Here is a 20086-nt window from a genome sequence, read left to right on the forward strand (position 1 = left end):
CCATACCCCTCGGCGATCTTCCCGAGGGGTTTTTTTCTTGGATCTGAGTGCCCCTGAAAGCGGCTCCAGAGCCCCTTCTGAAGGCTGAATCCGCAGGTCAGAGCTTGTTTTGGTCGTTTTGCGTGACCACAGGCCGAGAGAAACGGCACAGCCGGTTTGGTATTGACAAACCGGCTCAGCTGTTTTTTGCTCATTCCAGCGAAAGTCAAGGGCTCATCCATGGACGAAGCAGGGGAGTACGGCGTGGACATCGATGTACTGGGCGCACTGGCCGTGCGGGAGAACGGGGTCTCCATCACGCCGACCGCAGCCAAGCCCCGGCAGGTGCTGGCACTGCTCGCCCTCCACGCGGACCAGGTCGTGCCGGTCTCGGCGCTGATCGAGGAGCTGTGGGGCGCCGAGCCGCCGCGCAGCGCCCGCACCACCCTGCAGACGTACGTGCTCCAGCTGCGGGCCCTGATCGCGACGGCGCTCAAGGACACCGACGGCAGCCGGACGCCCAAGGACGTGCTCGTCACCCTGCCCGGCGGCTACATGCTGAACAGCGCCGGCGGGACCAGCGATGTCCGTGAATTCGACCGGCTGGCCGGATTGGGCTACCGGGCGATGGACGCGGGCGACGCGGCGGGCGCGGCGCGGCTGCTGCGCGAGGCCCTCGCCCTGTGGTCGGGGCCGGCCTTCGCCGACGTGCAGGGCGGGGTGCAGCTCGACATGGAGACGCGCCGCCTGGAAGAGACCCGGCTGTGCGCCCTCGACCAGCGCATCGAAGCCGATCTCAAGCTCGGCCGGCACCGGGAGCTCCTCGCGGAGCTGACGGTCCTGGCGAGCCGCTACCGCATCCACGAGAACCTGCACGGGCAGTTCATGCTCGCCCTGCACCGCTCCGGCCGCCGCGGCGAGGCGCTCAGCGTCTACCAGCGGCTGCGCGCCACGCTCGTGCGCGAGCTCGGCATCGAGCCGTCCTCCGCCCTGCGCAGCCTCCAGCGGTCGATCCTGATGACCGGCCCGGAAAACCCGGCGGCGACCCCGGCGGCCGCCCGAAAGCGGCTCGCCCAGGTCGGCTGATCCAGTAATCGAAGATCGCAGTCCGCTTAATTGCCGCGGCGGTGTGCCGGACTGCTTCGAAAGTGTGGTGAAAAATCCTTCAAAGGAATTTTCGAGGCGTGAACCGGAAGGGTGTGACCCAGGCTCTCACGCCTGTGATTCCGGGGGTTTGAATCTTAACCGGAATCATGTGGGTGGAATCCGTCAAATGTTCGCGTGCTGCGGAGTTCTGCTCGACGTCGGCTTGAGATCTCGGTGATGAGGCCCCGTGCTGACTTATCGTCATCCGGTCGAATGCTGAAAACCGAGAGTATGTCGACGAAATACGGAGGGGAGACGGGAGACCGTGAAGATTCAGGTTCTGGGTCCGTTGAGTGCCGAGGTCAACGGGGCATCGATCGTTCCCACGGCAGGCAAGCCGCGTCAGATCCTGGCGCTTCTCGCGCTCTACCCGGGCCGGGTGATGCCCGTGCCGACCCTGATGGAGGAGATCTGGGGGACCAAGCTCCCGGAGAGCGCCCTGACCACCCTGCAGACGTACATCCTCCAGCTGCGCCGCCGGCTGGGGACCGCGATGGGGCCGGGCGCCCCGGGCACGGCCAAGGACGTGCTCGCCACCCGGCACGGCGGGTACCTGCTCCAGATCCCGCCGGAGTCCGTGGACGTGCACGCCTACGACGCCCTCGTCGCCGGCGGCCAGCAGGCCTTCGACGACGGTGACGACGAGCGCGCGGCGGACCTGCTGCGCAAGGCGCTGGGCCTGTGGCAGGGGCCCGCGCTGGTGGACGTGCGCGTGGGACCGATCCTGGAGATCGAGGTGCTGCGGCTGGCGGAGAGCCGCCTCGTGACGACCGAGCGGCGCATCGACGTAGACCTGAGGCTCGGCCGGCACACCGAGCTCCTCGCCGAGCTCACCGAGCTCATGGCCAGGAACCCGCAGCACGAGGGCCTGCACTCGCAGGCGATGGTCGCCCTGTACCGCTCGGGCCGGCAGGCGACCGCGCTGGACGTGTACCGCAGGCTCAGGGCCCGGCTGATCGGCGAACTGGGAGTCGAGCCCTCGCAGCAACTGCAGCGCCTGCACCAGGCGATGCTGCGGGTGGACCCGGCACTGGACGTGGTGGCCGGACCCCGCCGCAGCTCCACCTTCGACCTGTACGCGGCCTGAGGCCGCACTCCGTGACGGCGGGGCGGCCGACGGGCGCGCTCCAGCGGGACTGGGCCCGGAGCCCAGTGACTCTCCACCGTGCCGGGCCAGGCTCGCGGCGAGCCGGTCTGCGCCCGAGCGCCGGCGGACGAGGAGAAAGGCAAGCCATGGACCGGCTGGAACTCACCGACCTGACTCGCATCCTGCGGGCCTGGGGAGGCGAGGACGAGTGCGTCGAGCTGAGCGAGGAAGTCCAGGACATGTACTGGGAGGAGCTCGGCTACGACAGCCTGTGCGTCCTGCAGACCATGGGCTCCGTCGAGCGGCGGTTCGACGTCCTCCTCGACGGGGAGCTCCTCGAACTGGCCGACACCCCGCGCCGTTTCCTCGCCGTGGTCAACGGCGTGCTGGGCAGCCGGGCGGGGGTCTGATCCACGGCGGCCGGCCCGACCGGCCGCCCGAGGCGCAGGATGCCGGGCCGTCGCGGAACTCCACCCGTGCTCCACGCGGATTCCAGCGGACCAGTACAGGCTCTGCGTCAAGCGTTGAGAGAGGTGTCTGATGTCTGTCGAGCGAGCACACCGGATGTCACACGCGGTCGACGCGGCCGCGCCGGCCGCAGTCCTGTACGCGCTGGTGGCCGACACCACGCAGTGGCCGCTGCTCCTGCCGGACAGCATCCACGTGGAGCGTCTCGACTTCGACGGGACCACGGACCGGTACTACCAGTGGGCCTTCGTCGACGGGACCCCGCAGCCGTCGCTGTGGCGGCGGACCCTGGACGCGCGGCGCCTGCGCGTCGACTTCCGCGAGGAACGGTCCGCGTCCCCCGTCACCACGACGGGCGGCAGCTGGAGCGTGGAGGAACTGGCCCCCGGCTGGTCCCGGCTGACGCTGGAGCAGGACGTCACCGTCACCGCGGAGCGGGCGGCCGACGCCGAGCGGATCCTCGCGTCCGCGCGGGCCGGTGCCCGCACCGCGCTCGACCGGCTGCGGACCGCGGCGGAGGGCTGGGGGCGCCTCGACGGGGCGGCGCTGTCCTTCGAGGAGTCCGTACGCGTCCAGGGGCCGGCCGAGCCGGTCTACGAGTTCCTCTACGGGGCGGCCTCCTGGCCCGGGCGGGTTCCGCACGTCGTACGCGCCGAGGTGACCGAGGACAGCCCCGGCGTCCAGCACACCACCCTGGTCAACCTGGCCGGTGACGGCTCCGCCTACACCACCGAGGCCGTACGGGTGTGCTTCCCCGCGGCCGGCCGGATCGTCTTCAAGCAGCTGCGGCCGCACGCCCTGCTGAGCGCGCACACCGGCGAGTGGTCGGTGGAGCCGGACGCGACGGGCGTCACCGTGGTCGCCCGGCACGACGTCCTGCTGAACGAGCGGACGGTGGAACGGGTCCTCGGCCCCGACGCCGACCTGGCCCGGGCGCGCCGGTTCGTCCGCGAGGCGCTCGGCGCCGAGAGCAGGGCCACCCTCGGGCCGGCCCAGCAGCACGCGCGGGAATCCGTACGGAGCCTGCGCTCGGTGTGAGGGGCGGGCCCGGCGGCCCCGGCGCGACGGGACGACCGCCCCGGCGCCGGGGCCGCCGGGCGCGTGGGGCCGGGCGGGGCGGCGGTCCGGGTCCGGCCGTGGCCGACCCGGGTGGAGCCGGACCGGAGCCGTACTGGACCCGAGCCGGACCGGAGCGGGTCTACCGCGTCCGGCCGGCGGATCCCGGGGTGTCGCGGGCGGGCAGGACGGCGGGGCCGACCAGACACGGCATGACCACCCGCCAGAAGTCGGCCAGGGTCCGGCGGGAGAGCCACTGCGGGTCGTCCCGGCCCAGGACCGCGAAGCCGTAGGTGGCCGCCACCACCGTGGACACGACGCCCCGGTCCGACAGGCCGGCGGCCAGCGCGCCTTCCGCACGGGCTTCGGTGAGCAGCCGGCGGACGTACGCGTGCCACTCGCCCAGCAGGGCGGACGCCGACACGTACGCGGGTTCCCGGGCGAGCTGGAGGCCGGTCCGGGCCACCACGTCGTACAGGAGGACCCGGGCCAGCGCCTGCGTGCTGTCGGCCAGCGCCTGGAGGGCCGAGGTCCGCTCCGCGTACACCTCGCGGGCGACGGCGCGCAGGGCGCGGGCGGCGGCGGCCTCGACGGCCGCGCCGACCGCCGCCTTGTTCTCGAAGTGGAAGTGGAGCGCGCCCGGGCTGACCCCCGCTCCGGCGCTGATCATGCTCAGTGTCGCGTCCGCGTAGCCGCGCTGCCCGAACACCGCCGCCGCTGATTCGACCAGTGCCCGGCGGGTTCGGACGGCGCGTTCTTGTTTCATCACGCATTGCTCCTGTATCAGTTTCCTATCGATATTAAACCGTCCCGTTGGTATTGGATAGCGCGTGGGGTGGCCTCCGTGGCTGAATGACGGGATATCTGAGCGACCGTTGGCCCGATTTGGAGGGTATGTCGCGCGGGAGAGGAACACTTACAGCCTTTGACAAACCGACGAAGCGGTTTGTATCTTCTTGACGTTGGCTCAACCGAGCTTGAGGGAGGGGGGCAGATGAACCAGCGTTCCTACGCTGTGCTGGAACCTCACACAGCCGCCGCGGGAGTGAACGGCGGGTTCTCGCTTGCGGAGGGTCTGAGGGGGCCACAGAGCGGTCCGGTCCAGTCGGCGCTGTGGCGGATCCTCATCGTCGAGAGCGACGCGGTCGAGGCCGAGACCCTGGCCCGCGGCCTGCGCCGCCACGGCCACGAGGTCGACATCGTCGCCACCGGCAGCGAGGCGCTGCGCAGCTACGCCGACGCCGACCTGGTGCTCCTCGACCTCGAACTGCCGGACCTCGACGGCCTGGAGGTCTGCCGGGGCATCCGTTCCGCACACGAGATCCCCGTGATCGCCGTCACCGCCCGGGGCAGCGAGCTGGACCGGGTCCTGGGCCTCCAGGCCGGAGCGGACGACTACCTGGCCAAGCCCTACGGCTTCCGCGAGCTGATGGCCCGGATGGAGGCGGTCATGCGCCGGTCACGGCCGGCCCGGCCCGTCGCGGCCACCATCACCAGCGGGCCGCTGCGGATCGACGCGGGAACGCGGGAGGTGACCCTGCACGGGGAGCCCGTCGAGACCACGCGCAAGGAGTTCGACATGCTCTACCTCCTCGCCTCCCACCCCGACACCGTCATCCCCCGCAAGATGCTGATGCAGCAGGTGTGGGGGGACTCCTGGTCCCGCCGCACCGTCGACACGCACGTCAGCACCCTGCGCAACAAGATCGGCGCCGGGTGGATCATCACGATCCGCGGCGTCGGCTTCCGCTTCGGCCAGGGCTGAGCCGGCGGACCGACCGGATCCCGAGCCCGAGTCGGCACGACCGCGGACCTGAAGCAGGACCATAAGCAGGGCCAGAAGACCAGAAGCAGGACCAGTAGCAGCGAGCAGAACCAGAGGGCGGAACCGCCTCCGCGGCCGGCGGGGGGACGACGGCCGACCGGGGCGAACCGAGGGGGGAAGGACATGACGGTGACGGCGCTGTGCCACGGGGAGGGCTGCCGCGGCGGCCGCGGCGACGGCCGGACCCGCCGGCGCACGCTCCAGGGCAGCCGGCTGTGCCGGGCCTGCCGGGACCACTTCGCCGCGGGCCTGGGCGAACTGGCGCACCTCTACGAGGAGTGCGGGCGGATGCTCGGCGGCGGAGCCCCCGGCAGCCTGCGCGAGCGGACCACGGGAGGCGAACTCCCCGGACTGCCCTTCAACACGGCCGCGGCCGACGTCCGCTCCCGGATGGTGTCCGTACTCGGCTCCTGGAGCGGCCTGGTCGCGCAGCAGCGCGGCGTCACCTCCCCGCCGCGCACCGTCGCCGCGCTCACCGCCTTCCTGCTGCGCAACGCCGACTGGCTCGCGGCCCATTCGGCCGCCGCGGAGGCCACCGAGGAGATAGCCCGGCTGGTCCGGGCCGGACGGCGCGCCGCCTTCCCCGACCCGGCCCGCGCCGTCCGGATCGGCGTCTGCCCCGAGCCCGGCTGTCCGGGCGGACTGGCCCTGGCCGTCCGTGAAGCGGCGCGGGCCGACGGTCCGGCGATCGTGTGCGACGCCGCCGCGGAGCACCGCTGGACGAGCGACCGGTGGAGCGAACTCAGTCACTGCATGGAGTCGGCGGATCCGGCCGGCACCGCCCCGGCGGCCACGGCCACCGAACGCTGGCTGACCGCCGCGGACATCGCGCGGCTGTGGCACGCGCCGACGGGCACCGTCTACCGGCTGGCGAGCGAGGAGCGCTGGCGCAGGCGCAACCGCGCGGGCCGCACGTACTACAGCGAGACCGATGTCCGTGCCTGCTTCAGCCGCCGTGCGGCGCGCGGCTGACACCCCTCGCGCACGACGACGCGCAGGACCGCGCACGGCATCCGGCGGGGCCCGGGTCGAGCCTTCTGACCTGTACTTGACCTGCGCTTGGCCGCGTTCCGACGCAGCGGACCGGCCCTTGTGGAACCTGACCGAGTCCTGAATCCGGCGCCATTGAATGCCCTCTCGTCTCCGAAGAACCTTGTAGTCAAGATCCGGTGCACTGTCTCCGGAGGCGAATTCGAGGAGACCTGATGGACGCCCCTGTGATCGTCGTCGGCGCGGGCCCGGCGGGCATGACGCTCGCCGGCGAACTGCGGCTGGCGGGAGTCGCCGTCGTCGTCCTGGAACGCCTGGACCGGCGTACGGGCGAATCGCGCGGCCTCGGCTTCACCGCACGCACCCTGGAGACCTTCGACCAGCGGGGCCTCCTCGGGCGGTTCGGCGAGATCGAGAAGAGCACGCTCGGTCACTTCGGCGGTCTCCCCCTCGACTTCGGGGTCCTCGACGGCGCCTGCCAGGCGGCCAAGACCGTGCCGCAGTCCGTCACCGAGACCCACCTGGAGGACTGGGCCACCGGCCTCGGCGCCGACGTCCGGCGCGGCCACGAGGTGCTCTCGGTACACGACGACGGGGACGGCGTCGACGTCGAGGTGCGCGGACCGGACGGACACCACACCCTGCGCGCCGCCTACCTGGTGGGGTGCGACGGCGGTCGCAGCACCGTGCGCAAGGCGGCCGGCTTCGACTTCCCGGGCACGGCGGCCACCATGGAGATGTACCTCGCCGACGTCAAGGGCATCGAGCTGAAGCCCCGCATGATCGGCGAGACCCTGCCGGGCGGCATGGTCATGGTGGGCCCGCTCCCCGGCGGCACCACCCGCATCGTGGTGTGCGAGCGCGGCACCCCGCCGCGGCGGCGCGAGAGCCCCCCGTCCTTCGAGGAGGTCGCCGCCGCCTGGCAGCGGCTGACCGGCGAGGACATCTCGGCCGCCGAACCGGTGTGGGTCAGCGCCTTCGGCGACGCGACCCGGCAGGTCACCGAGTACCGGCGCGGCCGGATCCTGCTGGCCGGGGACGCGGCGCACATCCACCTGCCCGCCGGCGGGCAGGGCATGAACACCGGGATCCAGGACGCGGTCAACCTCGGCTGGAAGCTCGCCGCGGTGGCCCGCGGCACGGCTCCGCCGGCCCTGCTCGACACGTACCACTCCGAGCGGCACGCGGTCGGCCGGCGGCTGCTGATGAACACCCGGGCCCAGGGCCTGCTGTTCCTGAGCGGCGCGGAGGTACAGCCGCTGCGGGACTCGCTGCGCGAGCTGATGGAGTACGAGGACGTGCGCCGCCACCTCGCGGCGATGGTGACCGGACTGGAGATCTCCTACGACGTGGGCAAGGGCGGCCACCCGCTCCTCGGCCGGCGCATGCCGCACCTGGAGCTGAGCGGCCCGGGCGGCCGCACCTCCAGTACCGAACTGCTGCACCCCGCCCGCGGCGTCCTCCTCGACCTGGCGGACAACCCGCGGCTGCGGCAGCGGGCCGCCGCCTGGGCCGACCGGGTCGACACCGTCACGGTCCGGCCCCACGAGGCGTCCGCAGCCGACGGCACGGACGACACCACCGCCCTGCTGATCAGGCCGGACGGGTACGTGGCCTGGGCGGCGCCGGGCAGCCACCACGACCTTCCCATGGCGCTCGAACGGTGGTTCGGCGCCCCCTGACGACCGGCGCCCGGCGGCCGCCCCCGACGACCGGCCGCCACGGTAGGCCCGCGCGACGGCCGGCCCTCCCGATGCCCGGTACCCCCTGACGACCGGCGCATCCGGCGGTCGGACGAGCACGTCACGAGGAGAGACCCACATGGCAACGCCGCATGCAACGATCGCGCGCCCCGACGCCGGACACGGCGCGGACCGCCGCGATCCGGCCGAGGAACGCCGCGGCATCGTCCGGGCCGCCCGGACCGTCCTGGCCCGCGAGGGCTGGACGCGCTGCACCGCCGAGGCGACGGCGGCCGAGGCGGGCGTGGCGCCGGGCGCCGTGAGACGGCACTTCCCGGAACAGGAACAGCTGCTGCTGAGCGTGCTGCTGGACAGCTCCGTCACCGTCGCCGCCGCGCTCGCGGCGGTGGCCGACAGCTACCTGGAGGAGATCACCGACCTGGAGCAGGACCTCGTCGCGCTCGGCCGGGCGTGGCTGGCGCCGCTGGAGGCCTTCCGCGAACACTTCGCGATCGTCCGCCACATCAGCGCGGAGGTCACCCGCCTCCCGGTCGAAGCGGTCCAGAAGTGGCAGGACGCCGGACCCCGTCAGGCACGCCGCGAGCTCGCCCGCCGGCTCCAGGGCGTCGCGGCCCGCGGCCTGCTCGACATCCCCGACGCCGACCAGGCGGCGGAACGTTTCATCCTGCTGGTCCCCTCCACCGTCGTCCAGCGCTCCTTCCTGGGCGCGCTGCCGCTGCCGGAGGCCGAGGCCGACGCACTCATCGCGGACGGCGTGGCCGACTTCATCCGCCTGTACCACGCCTGAAGAACGCCCCCCTCACGGAAGAGAGAGAACGGATGCAGCACAGCAATCTGATCGTGGCCCGGATGGACAGCATGTCGAAGGACCAAGTCGCCCACCTGTTCACGGAGTTCGACAAGACCGACATGCCGGAGCGGATGGGGACCCTGCGGCGCCGGCTGTTCATGTACAAGGGCCTCTACTTCCACCTCCAGGACTTCGCCGACGACGACGGCGGCCAGCGCATCCAGGACTCCCGCACGGACCCGCGGTTCATGAAGATCAGCCACGACCTGATGCCCTTCATCCAGCCCTACGACCCGGCGACCTGGCGCACCCCCGCCGACGCCATGGCCACCCGCTTCTACGACTGGACGGCCTCCTGATGACGCTCCGCCAGGCCGACACGAGGGGAGGGCAGCACCGGTGGCTCGCCGGGTAGTGATCACGGGGATCGGAGTGCTGGCGCCGGGAGGCATCGGCACCAAGGACTTCTGGAGCCTGCTGAGCTCGGGACGTACGGCGACACGGGGGATCACCCTCTTCGACCCCGCCCCGTTCCGCTCCAAGGTGGCCGCCGAAGCCGACTTCGACCCCGAAACGCACGGGCTGACCCCGCAGGAGATCAGCCGCATGGACCGCGCCGCCCAGTTCGGCGTGGTGTCGGCCAGGGAGGCGCTCGCCGACAGCGGCCTCGACCTCGCCGGCTTCGACCCGTACCGGACCGGGGTCAGCCTCGGCACCGCGGTCGGCGCCGTGGGCAGCCTCGACCGCGCGTACCGGCTGGTCAGCGACGACGGCCGGCTCGCGCCCGTCGACCACGGCTACGCGCCGCGCCACCTGTACGACCACTTCGTGCCCAGCTCGTTCGCGACGGAAGTGGCGTGGGCCGTCGGCGCGGAAGGCCCGGCCACGGTGGTCTCCACCGGCTGCACCTCCGGCATCGACTCGGTCGCGCACGCCGTCGACCTGATCCGCGAGGGCACCGCCGACATCATGATCACCGGCGCCGCCGACGCCCCGATCACGCCGCTCACCCTGGCGTGCTTCGACGCGATCAAGGCGACGACCACGCTCAACGACCAGCCGGAGACCGCCTCGCGGCCCTTCGACGCCTCCCGCAAGGGGTTCGTCCTCGGCGAGGGCGCCGCGGTGTTCGTCCTGGAGGAGCTGGAGAGCGCCCGCCGCCGCGGCGCGCACGTCTACGCGGAGATCGCCGGGTACGCCTCGCGCTCCAGCGCCTTCCACATGACCGGACTGCGCCCCGACGGCCGCGAGATGGCGGAGGCCATCACCGTGGCGCTGGACGAGGCACGCCTGAACCCCGCCGACATCGACTACGTCAACGCGCACGGCTCGGGCACCAAGCAGAACGACCGGCACGAGACGGCCGCGTACAAGCTGGCCCTCGGCCCGCACGCGTACGGCGTGCCGGTGAGCTCCGTGAAGTCGATGATCGGGCACTCGCTCGGCTCCGTCGGATCCATGGAGATCGCCGCCTCCCTCCTCGCGATGGAGCACCACGTCGTGCCCCCCACGGCGAACCTGCACACCCCCGACCCCGAGTGCGACCTCGACTACGTCCCGCTCGTCGCGCGGGAACACCGCACCGATGCCGTCCTGACCGTCGGCAGCGGATTCGGCGGGTTCCAGAGCGCGATGGTGCTGGCCCGGCCCGACAGGAGGACCGCATGAGCGGCAGGACCCTGGTCACCGGCATCGGCGTGGCCGCGCCCAGCGGGCTCGGCGTCGAGGACTTCTGGGCGGCGACCCGCATCGGCAAGAACGCCATCGGGCCCGTCACCCGCTTCGACGCCTCGCCCTACCCGTCACGGCTCGCGGGCGAGATCCACGGCTTCGACGCCAAGGACCACCTCCCCGGCAGGCTCGTCCCGCAGACCGACCGGGTGACCCAGCTCGCCCTGGTCGCCGCCGACCAGGCCTTCGCGGACGCCGGGGTGGCGCCGGGCGACATCGACGCGTACGACATGGGCGTGGTCACCGCGGCCGGCTCCGGAGGCTTCGAGTTCGGCGAGAACGAGCTCCGCAAGCTCTGGGGCGAGGGCCCCAACCACGTCAGCGCCTACCAGTCCTTCGCCTGGTTCTACGCCGTCAACAGCGGACAGATCTCCCTCCGCAACGACCTGCGTGGCCCCGTCGGCGTGGTCGTCGGCGACCAGGCGGGCGGCCTGGAGGCCCTCGCCCACGGCCGCCGCCAGCTCCGCAAGGGCGGCAGGCTGATCGCCACGGGCGGGTTCGAAGCGTCGGTCTGCTCCCTCGGCTGGGCCGCCCACCTCGCCGGCGGCCTGATGTCCACCGGCGACGCACCCGAGCGGGCCTACCTGCCCTTCGACGAGGCCGCCTGCGGCTACGTACCGGGTGAGGGCGGGGCGCTGATCGTCCTGGAGGACGAGGACAGCGCCCGGGCCCGGGGCGCCCGCACCGTCTACGGCGAACTCGCGGGCTACGGAGCCACGCTCGACCCCCGCCCGGGCAGCGGACGCGAGCCCGGCCTGCGGCGGGCGCTGGAGACCGCCCTCGCGGACGCGGACTGCGATCCGGCCGAGGTCGACGTGGTCTTCGCCGACGCGGCGGGCACCCGGGACCTCGACCGGCAGGAGGCCGACACCATCACGGCGGTCTTCGGCCCGCGCAGGGTCCCGGTCACCGCGCCCAAGACGATGACCGGCCGGCTCAACGCGGGCGGCGCGCCGGTGGACGTGGTCTCGGCGGTCCTCGCCATGCGGGAGGGCCTCATCCCGCCGACCACGAACGTCGAGCTGTCCCCCGCCTACGACCTCGACCTGGTCGCCGGCCGGCCGCGGACCGCGTCCGTGCGCACGGCGGTCGTCCTCGCACGCGGCCGCGGAGGCTTCAACTCCGCCGTCGTGGTGCGCGCCGTCGACTGACGGCTCCCGAACCGGCGCCCGTCTCCGGCACCCCGGGAGGCGGGCGTTCTCTGTGCCCCGCGGCCATGTCCCGGTCGCGGCATTCCGATGAAGGGATCCATTTTGTCCAAGCAGGAATTCACCTTTGAGGACCTCAAGCGCATCCTCCTGGAGGGCGCCGGGGCCGACGAGGGCGTCGACCTCGACGGCGACGTCCTCGACACCGACTTCGAGGCGCTGGGCTACGAGTCGCTGGCACTCCTGGAGACCGGGGGCCGGATCGAGCGCGAGTTCGGCATCACCCTCGACGACGACGTCTTCGCCGACCACACCACGCCGCGTTCCCTGGTCGGGGCCATCAACGAGAGCCTCAAGGCCCTCGTCGACGCCTGACCGGGACGGCCGCGGGCCGGCCGGCGCTTCGACGGAGCAGCGTTCGGACCGGCCCGCGCCCGGCCACCCGGGCGGCCGCCGCCCGCGCGCGGCGGCCGCCCTTCCTCACCCTCCCCCCTTCCTTCTTTGGAGAAGAGACACATGTCGGATCAGCGCGAACGGGTCGCCGTCGTCACGGGTGCCACGAGCGGGATCGGGCTGGCCGTCGCCCGTCTCCTGGCCGCGCAGGACCACCGGGTGTTCATCGGTGCCCGCAGCGCCGACGCGGTCGCGAAGACCGTCGAACAGCTCCGCGGCGAAGGCCTCGACGTGGACGGCGCCGTCGTCGACGTCCGCTCCACCGAGGACGTCCGTACCTGGATCCAGGCCGCCGTCGACCGCTTCGGCGGCATCGACGTCGTCGTGAACAACGCCGGCCGTTCGGGCGGCGGCGTGACGGCCGACATCGCGGACGAGCTGTGGCACGACGTCATCGACACGAACCTGAACAGCGTCTTCCGCGTCACCCGCGAGGCCCTGACCACGGGCGGCCTGCGGGAGAAGAACCGCGGGCGCATCATCAACATCGCCTCCACCGCGGGCAAGCAGGGAGTGGTCCTGGGCGCCCCGTACTCGGCGTCCAAGCACGGAGTGGTCGGCTTCACGAAGGCGCTGGGCAACGAACTGGCGCCCACGGGCATCACCGTGAACGCCGTCTGCCCCGGATACGTCGAGACCCCCATGGCCGAACGGGTCCGCCAGGGGTACGCCGCGGCCTACAACGCCACGGAGGAAGCCGTCCTGGAGAAGTTCCAGGCCAAGATCCCCCTCGGGCGGTACTCCACCCCCGAAGAGGTCGCCGGTCTCGTCGGCTACCTGGCTTCCGACACGGCCGCCTCCATCACCTCGCAGGCCCTCAACGTCTGCGGCGGCCTCGGCAACTTCTGATCGCCCCGCGATCGGCCGACCCCGTACGCCGTATCCCGTATCCCGTCCGAGTTCCGACCCGAGTTCCGAATCCGAGTTCCGAGGAGTCATCAGCATGTCGCAGCCCGGCCTGCGCGAGGTGGAGCACGAGATCACGATCTCGGCCCCGGCCGCCGCCGTCTACCGCCTGATCGCCGAAGTCAGGAACTGGCCGCGGATCTTCCCGCCGACCATCTACGTCGACCAGACCCCCGACGGCCCCCACCAGGAACGCATCCGCATCTGGGCCACGGCCAACGGAGAGCCCAAGAACTGGACCTCGCGCCGCACCCTGGACCCCGAGGGCCTCGTCATCACCTTCCGCCAGGAGATACCCGCACCCCCCATCGCGGCCATGGGCGGCACCTGGATCATCGAGCCCCTGGGCGAGGACGCCTCCCGGGTACGTCTCCTGCACGACTACCGGGCCGTCGACGACGACCCCGGCAGCCTCGCCTGGATCGACAAGGCCGTCGACCGCAACTCCCGCACCGAACTCGCCGCCCTCAAGACCAACGTCGAGCTCGCCCACGCCGCCGAGGACCTCACCTTCTCCTTCGAGGACACCGTCCAGATCGACGGCAGCGCCAAGGACGTCTTCGACTTCGTCAACGAGGCCGACCTGTGGCCCCAGCGGCTCCCGCACGTCGCCGTCGTCCGCCTCACCGAGGACACGCCCGGCCTCCAGGAACTGGAGATGGACACCACCCACTCCAAGGACGGCTCCACCCACACCACCAAGTCCTACCGGGTGACCTTCCCCCACGAGAAGATCGCGTACAAGCAGACCGTGCTGCCCGCCCTGATGACCCTGCACACGGGCTACTGGACCTTCGCCGAGAACGACCGCGGCGTGGCGGCCTCCTCGCAGCACACCGTCACCATCAACACCGACAACATCGCCAAGGTGCTCGGTGAGCAGGCCACCGTCGAGGACGCCCGCGAGTTCGTCCGCAACGCCCTCAGCACCAACAGCCGCGCCACCCTCGGCCACGCCAAGCGCTACGCCGAAGAGGGCGGCCGGGCCGGACACACAGAGAACAAGGGCTGATCATGTCTGGGGACTACACCGACACCCAGGTGATCGTGGTCGGCGCGGGCCCCGTCGGGCTGCTGCTCGCCGGGGAACTGCGGCTGGCGGGCGCGGACGTGGTGGTCCTCGACAAGCTCACCGCGCCGACCACCGAATCGCGGGCGTCCACCCTGCACGCCCGCACGATGGAGATCCTCGACACCCGGGGCCTGCTCGACGCGCTGGGCGACGTCCCGAACGATCCCGCCGGCCACTTCGGGGGGATCCCCTTCGGACTCGCCCTGCCCGGCCCCTACCCGGGGCAGTGGAAGGTGCCGCAGACCCGACTGGAGGAAGTCCTCGGGCAGTGGGCCGAAGACCTCGGCGCCGACGTCCGGCGCGGCCACGAGGTCACCGGCCTCACCACGGCCGGGGACCGGGTCGTCGTCGACGTCCAGGGCCCCGACCAGGCACCCGCGCGCCTGCGGGCCGCCTACGTGGTCGGCTGCGACGGGGAGGACAGCGCCGTGCGCCGGCTGGGCGGCTTCGAGTTCCCCGGCACCGACGCCACCCGCGAACTGCTGCGCGCGGACGTGACCGGCATCGACGTACCCGGCCGCCGCTTCGAACGGCTGGAGGGCGGACTCGTCGTCGCCGCCCGGCGCCCCGACGGGGTGACCCGGGTGATGGTGCACGAGTTCGGGGCCGCACCCCGGCGCGGACAGCCCTCCTTCGAAGAGGTCGCCGACACCTGGAAGCGCATCACCGGCGAGGACATCGGCGACGGCACCCCGCTGTGGGTGAACTCCTTCGGTGACGCCTCCCGGCAGGCCGCGCACTACCGCCGCGGCCGGCTCCTGCTCGCGGGAGACGCGGCGCACCAGCAGATGCCGATCGGCGGCCAGGCCCTCAACCTCGGGCTCCAGGACGCCTTCAACCTCGGCTGGAAGCTGGCCGCCACCGTCACCGGCCGCGCCGGCGACCACCTCCTCGACACCTACCACGAGGAACGCCACACGATCGGCCAGGCCGTCCAGAGCAACATCAGGACCCAGGCGCTGCTCCTGCTCGGCGGGGGCGAGGTCGACGCGATCCGGGAGGTCTTCGCGGAACTGACCGGGCACGAGGACGTACGGGCCCACCTGGCCGGCATGATCTCGGGCCTGGACGTCCGCTACGAGGTGGCCCCGGGCGGCGGTCCGCTGCTCGGCCTGCGGCTCCCGAAGACCGGGGCGATGGCCGCCGTCGGCGCCACCACCACCTCCGAACTGCTGCGGTCGGGGCGGGGCCTGCTGCTCCTCGCCCCGGACGACGAGCCACGGCGGGCGGCGCTGCGCGCCGCCGCCGAGCCCTGGGCGGACCGGGTGACCGTGGCGGCGGCCGCCCCCGCGGAGGGCGCCGGCGCGACGGCCCTGCTCGTCCGGCCGGACGGCCACGTCGTCTGGGCGGACGACTCCGGCGGCGAGGAGCTCACCTCCGCCCTGGAACGGTGGTTCGGGCCGCTCCCGTCCCGGGCCCCGCAGCGGAGCGCCGCCGTGCTCGGGCCGGTGGCGGCGTCGCCGGCCGTGCGGGTGCCGAGGGACCGCAGGAGCGGTGCGGACCGGCTGACGGGCCGGACCGCGCTGGTCACCGGTTCGAGCCGGGGCATGGGCCGGGCGGCCGCGGTACGGCTCGCGGAGGAGGGCGCGCTCGTCGCCGTCCACTACACCAGTGACGAGGCGGCCGCCCGTTCGGTCGTCGCCGAGGTCGAACGCGACGGCGGGCGCGCCTTCGCGGTACGGGCCGAACTGGGGGTCCCCGGAGACGTGGACGGCCTGTTCGACTCCCTGGAACGGGACCTGCTGGACCGCACCGGCAGCACCGACCTCCACGTCCTCGTCAACAACGCCGGGGTGATGGGGGGCGTGGGACCCGCCGACATCACCCCCGACCAGTTCGACCGGATCTTCGCGGTGAACGCCAAGGCGCCCTTCTTCCTGATCCAGCGGGCGCTGCGGAACATGCCCGACGGCGGCCGGATCATCAACATCTCCTCCGGCCTGACCCGGTTCGCGAACCCGGACGAGATCGCCTACGCGATGAGCAAGGGGGCGCTCGAACAGCTCGCCCTGCACTTCGCGAAGGCGCTGGGCCCGCGGGGCATCACCATCAACTCGGTGGCGCCCGGCATCACGCGCAACGACAACCCGGTGTTCGACGTACCCGAGGCCGTCGAGCAGATGGCGGCCCTGTCCGCCTTCAACCGCGTGGGCGAGCCAGAGGACGTCGCCGACGTGGTGGCCTTCCTCGCGACCGACGAGGCGCGCTGGATCACCGGCTCCTTCGTCGACGCCACCGGCGGCACGCTGCTCGGCTGACCCGCCCCGTCCGCGCGCACGCCCACCGCGCGGACGGCCACAGACCGCCGGCGCACATCCCGCGCCGCGCCGGCGCCGGGGCGGGCGCCGGGGATCCCTCCCCGGCGGCCCGCCCCTCCCCTTTTCCTCCCCTTTTCCTCCCCTTTTCCTCCCCTTCGAGCGAAACGCGAGCATGCAGTCCTCGACGCCATCCGCGCCCTCCGGCGGGCGGCCCCGGGCCCGCTGGGCCCTGGTGGCCGTCCTCGCCGCGAACATGCTGGTCGACGCTCTGGAGGTGTCCGCGACCCTGGTGGCCCTGCCGTCCGTCGGCGCGGACCTGGGCCTGTCCGTACCCCGCGTGCAGTGGGCCGTCAGCGGATTCGCGGCGGGTTTCGCGGGGTTGCTGCCGCTGGGCGGCCGGCTCGTCGAACGGTTCGGCCGCCGCCGCGTCTACCTCGCCGCGCTGTTCGTCTTCGCCGTCGCCTCACTGGCGGGGGCGCTCACCGACACCGCGGCCCTGCTGACCGTCACCCGGGTCGTGAAGGGCGGCTGCGTCGCGCTGACCGCGCCGACGGGACTCGCCATCATCGTGTCCGCCGTGCCCGAAGGCGCCGCCCGCCGCCGGGCGATGTCGCTGTACTCCTTCTTCGGCGCCGCCGGGTTCTGTTCGGGGCTGCTGCTGTCCGGGCTGCTCACCGAGGCCGACTGGCGCTGGACGCTCGCCTTCCCGGCCCCCGTCGCGCTGCTGCTGCTGGCCGCCGGTACGCGGCTGATCCCGCGCGAAGGCGCCGCGCCCGCACCGTCGGCGCCGGACCCGTCCGGGCGGTACACGGTGGCCGCCGGTCTAGGCCTGACCGCCGTGGTCCTGCTCCTCGTGTACGCCCTGGCGCACGGGTACGGCCCCGGCCGGGACCTGCCCGCGGCGGCCGCCGCCTCGGCGACGGCCCTGCTGCTCGGGGCGGTCCTGCTGCGGGCCGAACGGCGCGCGGACCGCCCTCTGGTGCCCGTCGAACTGCTCCGCCACGCACCGCTGCTGCGCTCCGCGGCCGCCGCCGCCGCGCTCAACGGCTCCTACGTCGCCTTCCTCCTGATCGCCGCCCTCCAGCTGCGGGGAGCCGGCTGGGGCCCCTGGCAGACGGCCCTCGCCTTCCTGCCGGCCGGTGTCCCGCTCGCCCTGACGGCGCTGCACTCCGCCCGGATCGCCGCCCGGCTGGGTCCCGCGCGGGCCGTCGCCGCCGGCGCGGCCGCCGCCCCCGTCGGCTACGCCCTCCACCCGCGGGCCGTGGACGCCGCCACGGGCTACACCGACCTGCTGCCGGCGACGGCCTTCGTCGGCGCCGCCTTCGTCCTCGCCTTCACCGCCCTGCACCTCCAGGCGACCGGCTCCGTCCCCGCCGCGCTCCAGGGCGCCGCCGGGAGCCTCTACCAGACCTGCGTGCAGCTGGGCGCCGCCCTCACGGTCGCGCTCGCCTCCGCGCTGTACACGGCGGGTCCGGGCCGCGCGCTCGGGCTGGTCACCGTCGTCGGAACGGCCGGCGCCTGCGTCGCCCTCGGCGGCCTGCACCGGCCCGCCGGGCCGCCCCGCCCACAGAGTTGTCCACGAAAGGAAGCACCACCATGTCCACTGAGCCCCTGCGCCTCGCCGTCATCATCAGCAGCGTCCGCGAAGGCCGCTTCGGACCCGTCCCCGGCTCCTGGTTCGCCGAGCAGGCCCGCCGGCGCGAGGACCTCGTCGTCGACGTGATCGACCTGACGGAGCACCAGCTGCCGGCCGCCCTGTCGAGCGAGCCCTCCCCGGAGGCCGTCGAGGCCCTCGCCGCCGTCTCCCCGCGGCTCGAACAGGCCGACGCCTACGTGGTCGTGACGCCGGAGTACAACCACAGCTTCCCGGCCTCCCTCAAGCACCTCATCGACTGGCACTACACGCAGTGGCGCGCCAAGCCGGTCGGCTTCGTCTCCTACGGCGGCCTCGCCGGCGGCCTGCGCGCCGTGGAGCAGCTGCGCCCGGTCTTCGCCGAGCTGCACGCGGTCACCGTCCGCGACGCGATCAGCTTCCACTCCGCGTGGGAGCAGTTCGGCGAGGACGGGCAGCCCAAGGATCCGCAGGGCCCGGCCAACGCCGCCAAGGTGCTCCTCGACCAGCTCGCGTGGTGGGGCACCGCCCTGCGCGACGCCCGGGCGAAGAGCCCGTACCAGGCCTGACGCCAGGCTCCCGGCCCCGCAGTCCCGACCACGGGCGGACGGGGACGCAACCTCCCCGTCCGCCCCGAACCGGAAAGCCTCATGAACACACTTCACATGTCACAGACCTACGAGACCGACACCGGCCTCGTCCACATGACCCGGCCCGACATGACGGTGCTGGCCACGGCCGGACTGCGCGAACGCACCCGGATCCTGGAGCAGTACGTACGCGAGGAGCTGGGCCGCATCCTCGGCATCGAACCCCACCTCGTCGACACCACCGGCCGCCCCATGGGCTGCCTCGGCATCGGCTCGATCTCCGGGATCGAACTCCAGTACCGGATGGAGTCGACGCTCGGCGTCGACGTGAACCTGCAGCGCCTGCTGCTGGCCAACAGCGCCCAGGAACTCATCGACTGCCTCGCCGGCCAGCTCGGTCCGGAGGCACACCTGCACGGGGCCCCGGTGCCGGCATGACCCTGACGACGCTGCTGCCCGTCGGGCGTCCGGTGGTGAACCACCAGGAGCTCGCACCGCCCGACTTCACCCTGTCCGCCGACCGGGTCGACCTGTGGCTCGTACGCCGCCCCATCGGCGACGACGCCGAGGCCCTCGCGATCGGCGAGCTCGACGCCAAGGAGCAGGCGCGCACCGAGTCCTTCATGCGCCGCGCCGACGGCCTGCTCTACGCCGCCGCCCACGTGGCGGTGCGCCGGCTCCTCGGACGCTACACGGCCACGGCCCCCCAGGACGTGCGCTTCATGCGGGAGCCCTGCCCGGGCTGCGGCGAGCCGCACGGCCGCCCCGCCCTGTCGCCCCCGCCGCCCCCGCTGCACTACTCGCTCTCGCACAGCGGGGGAGTCGCGATGGTCGGCGTCGCGACCGTGCCCCTGGGCGTCGACGTGGAGAAACTCCCCGGAGCCGAGACCGTGGACATCTGCTCCCGGGCCCTGCACCCGGACGAGCAGAAGGAGATCGCCGAGGCCGAGGGCGGCGAGGCGCGCCGGCAGCTGTTCGGGCAGATCTGGACGCGCAAGGAAGCGTTCCTCAAGGGGCTCGGGACAGGGTTGAGCCGATCCCCCGCCGAGGACTACCTCGGCACCGACCACGACCGTCATCCGGACGGCTGGACCATGGTCGGCGTTCCCGCCGACGCCACCCACGCCGCCGCCGTCGCGGTGGCCGGACCGGCCCCGTCCGTGGTCGACGTCCGCTGGGTGCCCGACGCCTGGCTGTCCGTCGGCCACACCGTGTGCGGCGCCCCGGCCCCGGAGCAGGACCGTACGTCTCCCGCCAGTCGACCGTAGAAAA

Annotated in this window: 20 protein-coding genes; 19 read left to right on the forward strand and 1 reads right to left on the reverse strand. The window is 72.9% G+C overall.

Annotated elements, in window-relative coordinates; genetic code table 11:
* Positions 1-243: 243 nt before the first annotated feature.
* The 4 genes from ABZZ17_RS27010 to ABZZ17_RS27025 all read left to right on the forward strand — a co-directional run bounded on the left by ABZZ17_RS27010 (position 244) and on the right by ABZZ17_RS27025 (position 3718).
* Complete coding sequence (locus ABZZ17_RS27010) at positions 244-1065, forward strand: AfsR/SARP family transcriptional regulator (RefSeq protein ID WP_356879521.1); 822 nt, start codon at positions 244-246, stop codon at positions 1063-1065.
* Between the two features lie 325 nt (positions 1066-1390).
* Positions 1391-2212, forward strand: a complete 822-nt coding sequence (locus ABZZ17_RS27015) for an AfsR/SARP family transcriptional regulator (protein WP_356879429.1) — start codon at positions 1391-1393, stop codon at positions 2210-2212.
* A 146-nt stretch (positions 2213-2358) separates the two neighbouring features.
* Complete coding sequence (locus tag ABZZ17_RS27020; RefSeq protein ID WP_356879431.1) at positions 2359-2622, forward strand: actinorhodin polyketide synthase; 264 nt, start codon at positions 2359-2361, stop codon at positions 2620-2622.
* A gap of 130 nt (positions 2623-2752) precedes the next feature.
* The gene (locus ABZZ17_RS27025) at positions 2753-3718 is read left to right on the forward strand and encodes an SRPBCC family protein (protein ID WP_356879433.1); all 966 of its coding nucleotides are present in this window, start codon (positions 2753-2755) and stop codon (positions 3716-3718) included.
* A gap of 160 nt (positions 3719-3878) precedes the next feature.
* Here ABZZ17_RS27025 and ABZZ17_RS27030 read toward each other — a convergent pair whose 3' ends face one another.
* Complete coding sequence (locus tag ABZZ17_RS27030; protein WP_356879435.1) at positions 3879-4502, reverse strand: ScbR family autoregulator-binding transcription factor; 624 nt, start codon at positions 4500-4502, stop codon at positions 3879-3881.
* Between the two features lie 228 nt (positions 4503-4730).
* Here ABZZ17_RS27030 and ABZZ17_RS27035 point away from each other — a divergent pair, with 228 nt between their 5' ends.
* The 15 genes from ABZZ17_RS27035 (at position 4731) to ABZZ17_RS27105 (ending at position 20082) form a co-directional block, all read left to right on the forward strand.
* Positions 4731-5501, forward strand: coding sequence for a response regulator transcription factor (locus ABZZ17_RS27035; RefSeq protein WP_356879437.1), 771 nt, complete (start codon positions 4731-4733; stop codon positions 5499-5501).
* A 183-nt stretch (positions 5502-5684) separates the two neighbouring features.
* A complete protein-coding gene (locus tag ABZZ17_RS27040) occupies positions 5685-6533 on the forward strand; it encodes a hypothetical protein (protein ID WP_356879439.1) in 849 nt (282 codons plus the stop codon).
* A gap of 233 nt (positions 6534-6766) precedes the next feature.
* The gene (locus tag ABZZ17_RS27045; protein WP_356879441.1) at positions 6767-8233 is read left to right on the forward strand and encodes an FAD-dependent monooxygenase; all 1467 of its coding nucleotides are present in this window, start codon (positions 6767-6769) and stop codon (positions 8231-8233) included.
* Between the two features lie 139 nt (positions 8234-8372).
* Complete coding sequence (locus ABZZ17_RS27050) at positions 8373-9041, forward strand: TetR/AcrR family transcriptional regulator C-terminal domain-containing protein (RefSeq protein ID WP_356879443.1); 669 nt, start codon at positions 8373-8375, stop codon at positions 9039-9041.
* Positions 9042-9073: 32 nt separating this feature from the next.
* Entirely contained in the window at positions 9074-9403 is a 330-nt protein-coding gene (locus ABZZ17_RS27055; RefSeq protein ID WP_356879445.1) for a TcmI family type II polyketide cyclase, read from the forward strand.
* Between the two features lie 40 nt (positions 9404-9443).
* The gene (locus ABZZ17_RS27060) at positions 9444-10712 is read left to right on the forward strand and encodes a beta-ketoacyl-[acyl-carrier-protein] synthase family protein (RefSeq protein ID WP_356879447.1); all 1269 of its coding nucleotides are present in this window, start codon (positions 9444-9446) and stop codon (positions 10710-10712) included.
* Positions 10709-11926 carry a ketosynthase chain-length factor gene (locus tag ABZZ17_RS27065; RefSeq protein ID WP_356879449.1) on the forward strand — a complete coding sequence of 406 codons (1218 nt, stop codon included), beginning with the start codon at positions 10709-10711 and terminating at the stop codon, positions 11924-11926. The genes ABZZ17_RS27060 and ABZZ17_RS27065 overlap by 4 nt, the downstream gene beginning before the upstream one ends.
* Positions 11927-12028: 102 nt before the next feature.
* Positions 12029-12298: an acyl carrier protein gene (locus ABZZ17_RS27070; protein ID WP_356879451.1), complete on the forward strand. Its 270-nt coding sequence runs from the start codon at positions 12029-12031 to the stop codon at positions 12296-12298.
* Positions 12299-12439: 141 nt separating this feature from the next.
* On the forward strand, positions 12440-13225 hold the full coding sequence (fabG, locus tag ABZZ17_RS27075; protein WP_356879453.1) for a 3-oxoacyl-ACP reductase FabG: 786 nt from the start codon (positions 12440-12442) through the stop codon (positions 13223-13225).
* Positions 13226-13319: 94 nt separating this feature from the next.
* Positions 13320-14294 (forward strand): aromatase/cyclase, encoded by a 975-nt coding sequence (locus ABZZ17_RS27080; protein WP_356879455.1) that lies wholly within the window; start codon positions 13320-13322, stop codon positions 14292-14294.
* A 2-nt stretch (positions 14295-14296) separates the two neighbouring features.
* The gene (locus tag ABZZ17_RS27085) at positions 14297-16612 is read left to right on the forward strand and encodes an SDR family oxidoreductase (RefSeq protein ID WP_356879457.1); all 2316 of its coding nucleotides are present in this window, start codon (positions 14297-14299) and stop codon (positions 16610-16612) included.
* 172 nt (positions 16613-16784) lie between these two features.
* Positions 16785-18335, forward strand: a complete 1551-nt coding sequence (locus ABZZ17_RS27090) for an MFS transporter (RefSeq protein WP_356879459.1) — start codon at positions 16785-16787, stop codon at positions 18333-18335.
* Complete coding sequence (locus ABZZ17_RS27095) at positions 18242-18793, forward strand: NAD(P)H-dependent oxidoreductase (protein ID WP_356879523.1); 552 nt, start codon at positions 18242-18244, stop codon at positions 18791-18793. Before ABZZ17_RS27090 ends, ABZZ17_RS27095 begins: the two co-directional genes overlap by 94 nt.
* Before the next feature lie 96 nt (positions 18794-18889).
* Positions 18890-19252: an acyl carrier protein gene (locus tag ABZZ17_RS27100; protein WP_356879461.1), complete on the forward strand. Its 363-nt coding sequence runs from the start codon at positions 18890-18892 to the stop codon at positions 19250-19252.
* Complete coding sequence (locus ABZZ17_RS27105; protein ID WP_356879463.1) at positions 19249-20082, forward strand: 4'-phosphopantetheinyl transferase superfamily protein; 834 nt, start codon at positions 19249-19251, stop codon at positions 20080-20082. Before ABZZ17_RS27100 ends, ABZZ17_RS27105 begins: the two co-directional genes overlap by 4 nt.
* Positions 20083-20086: the final 4 nt, after the last annotated feature.

This window comes from Streptomyces sp. NPDC006512, from assembly GCF_040611935.1.
Lineage (GTDB): Bacteria > Actinomycetota > Actinomycetes > Streptomycetales > Streptomycetaceae > Streptomyces.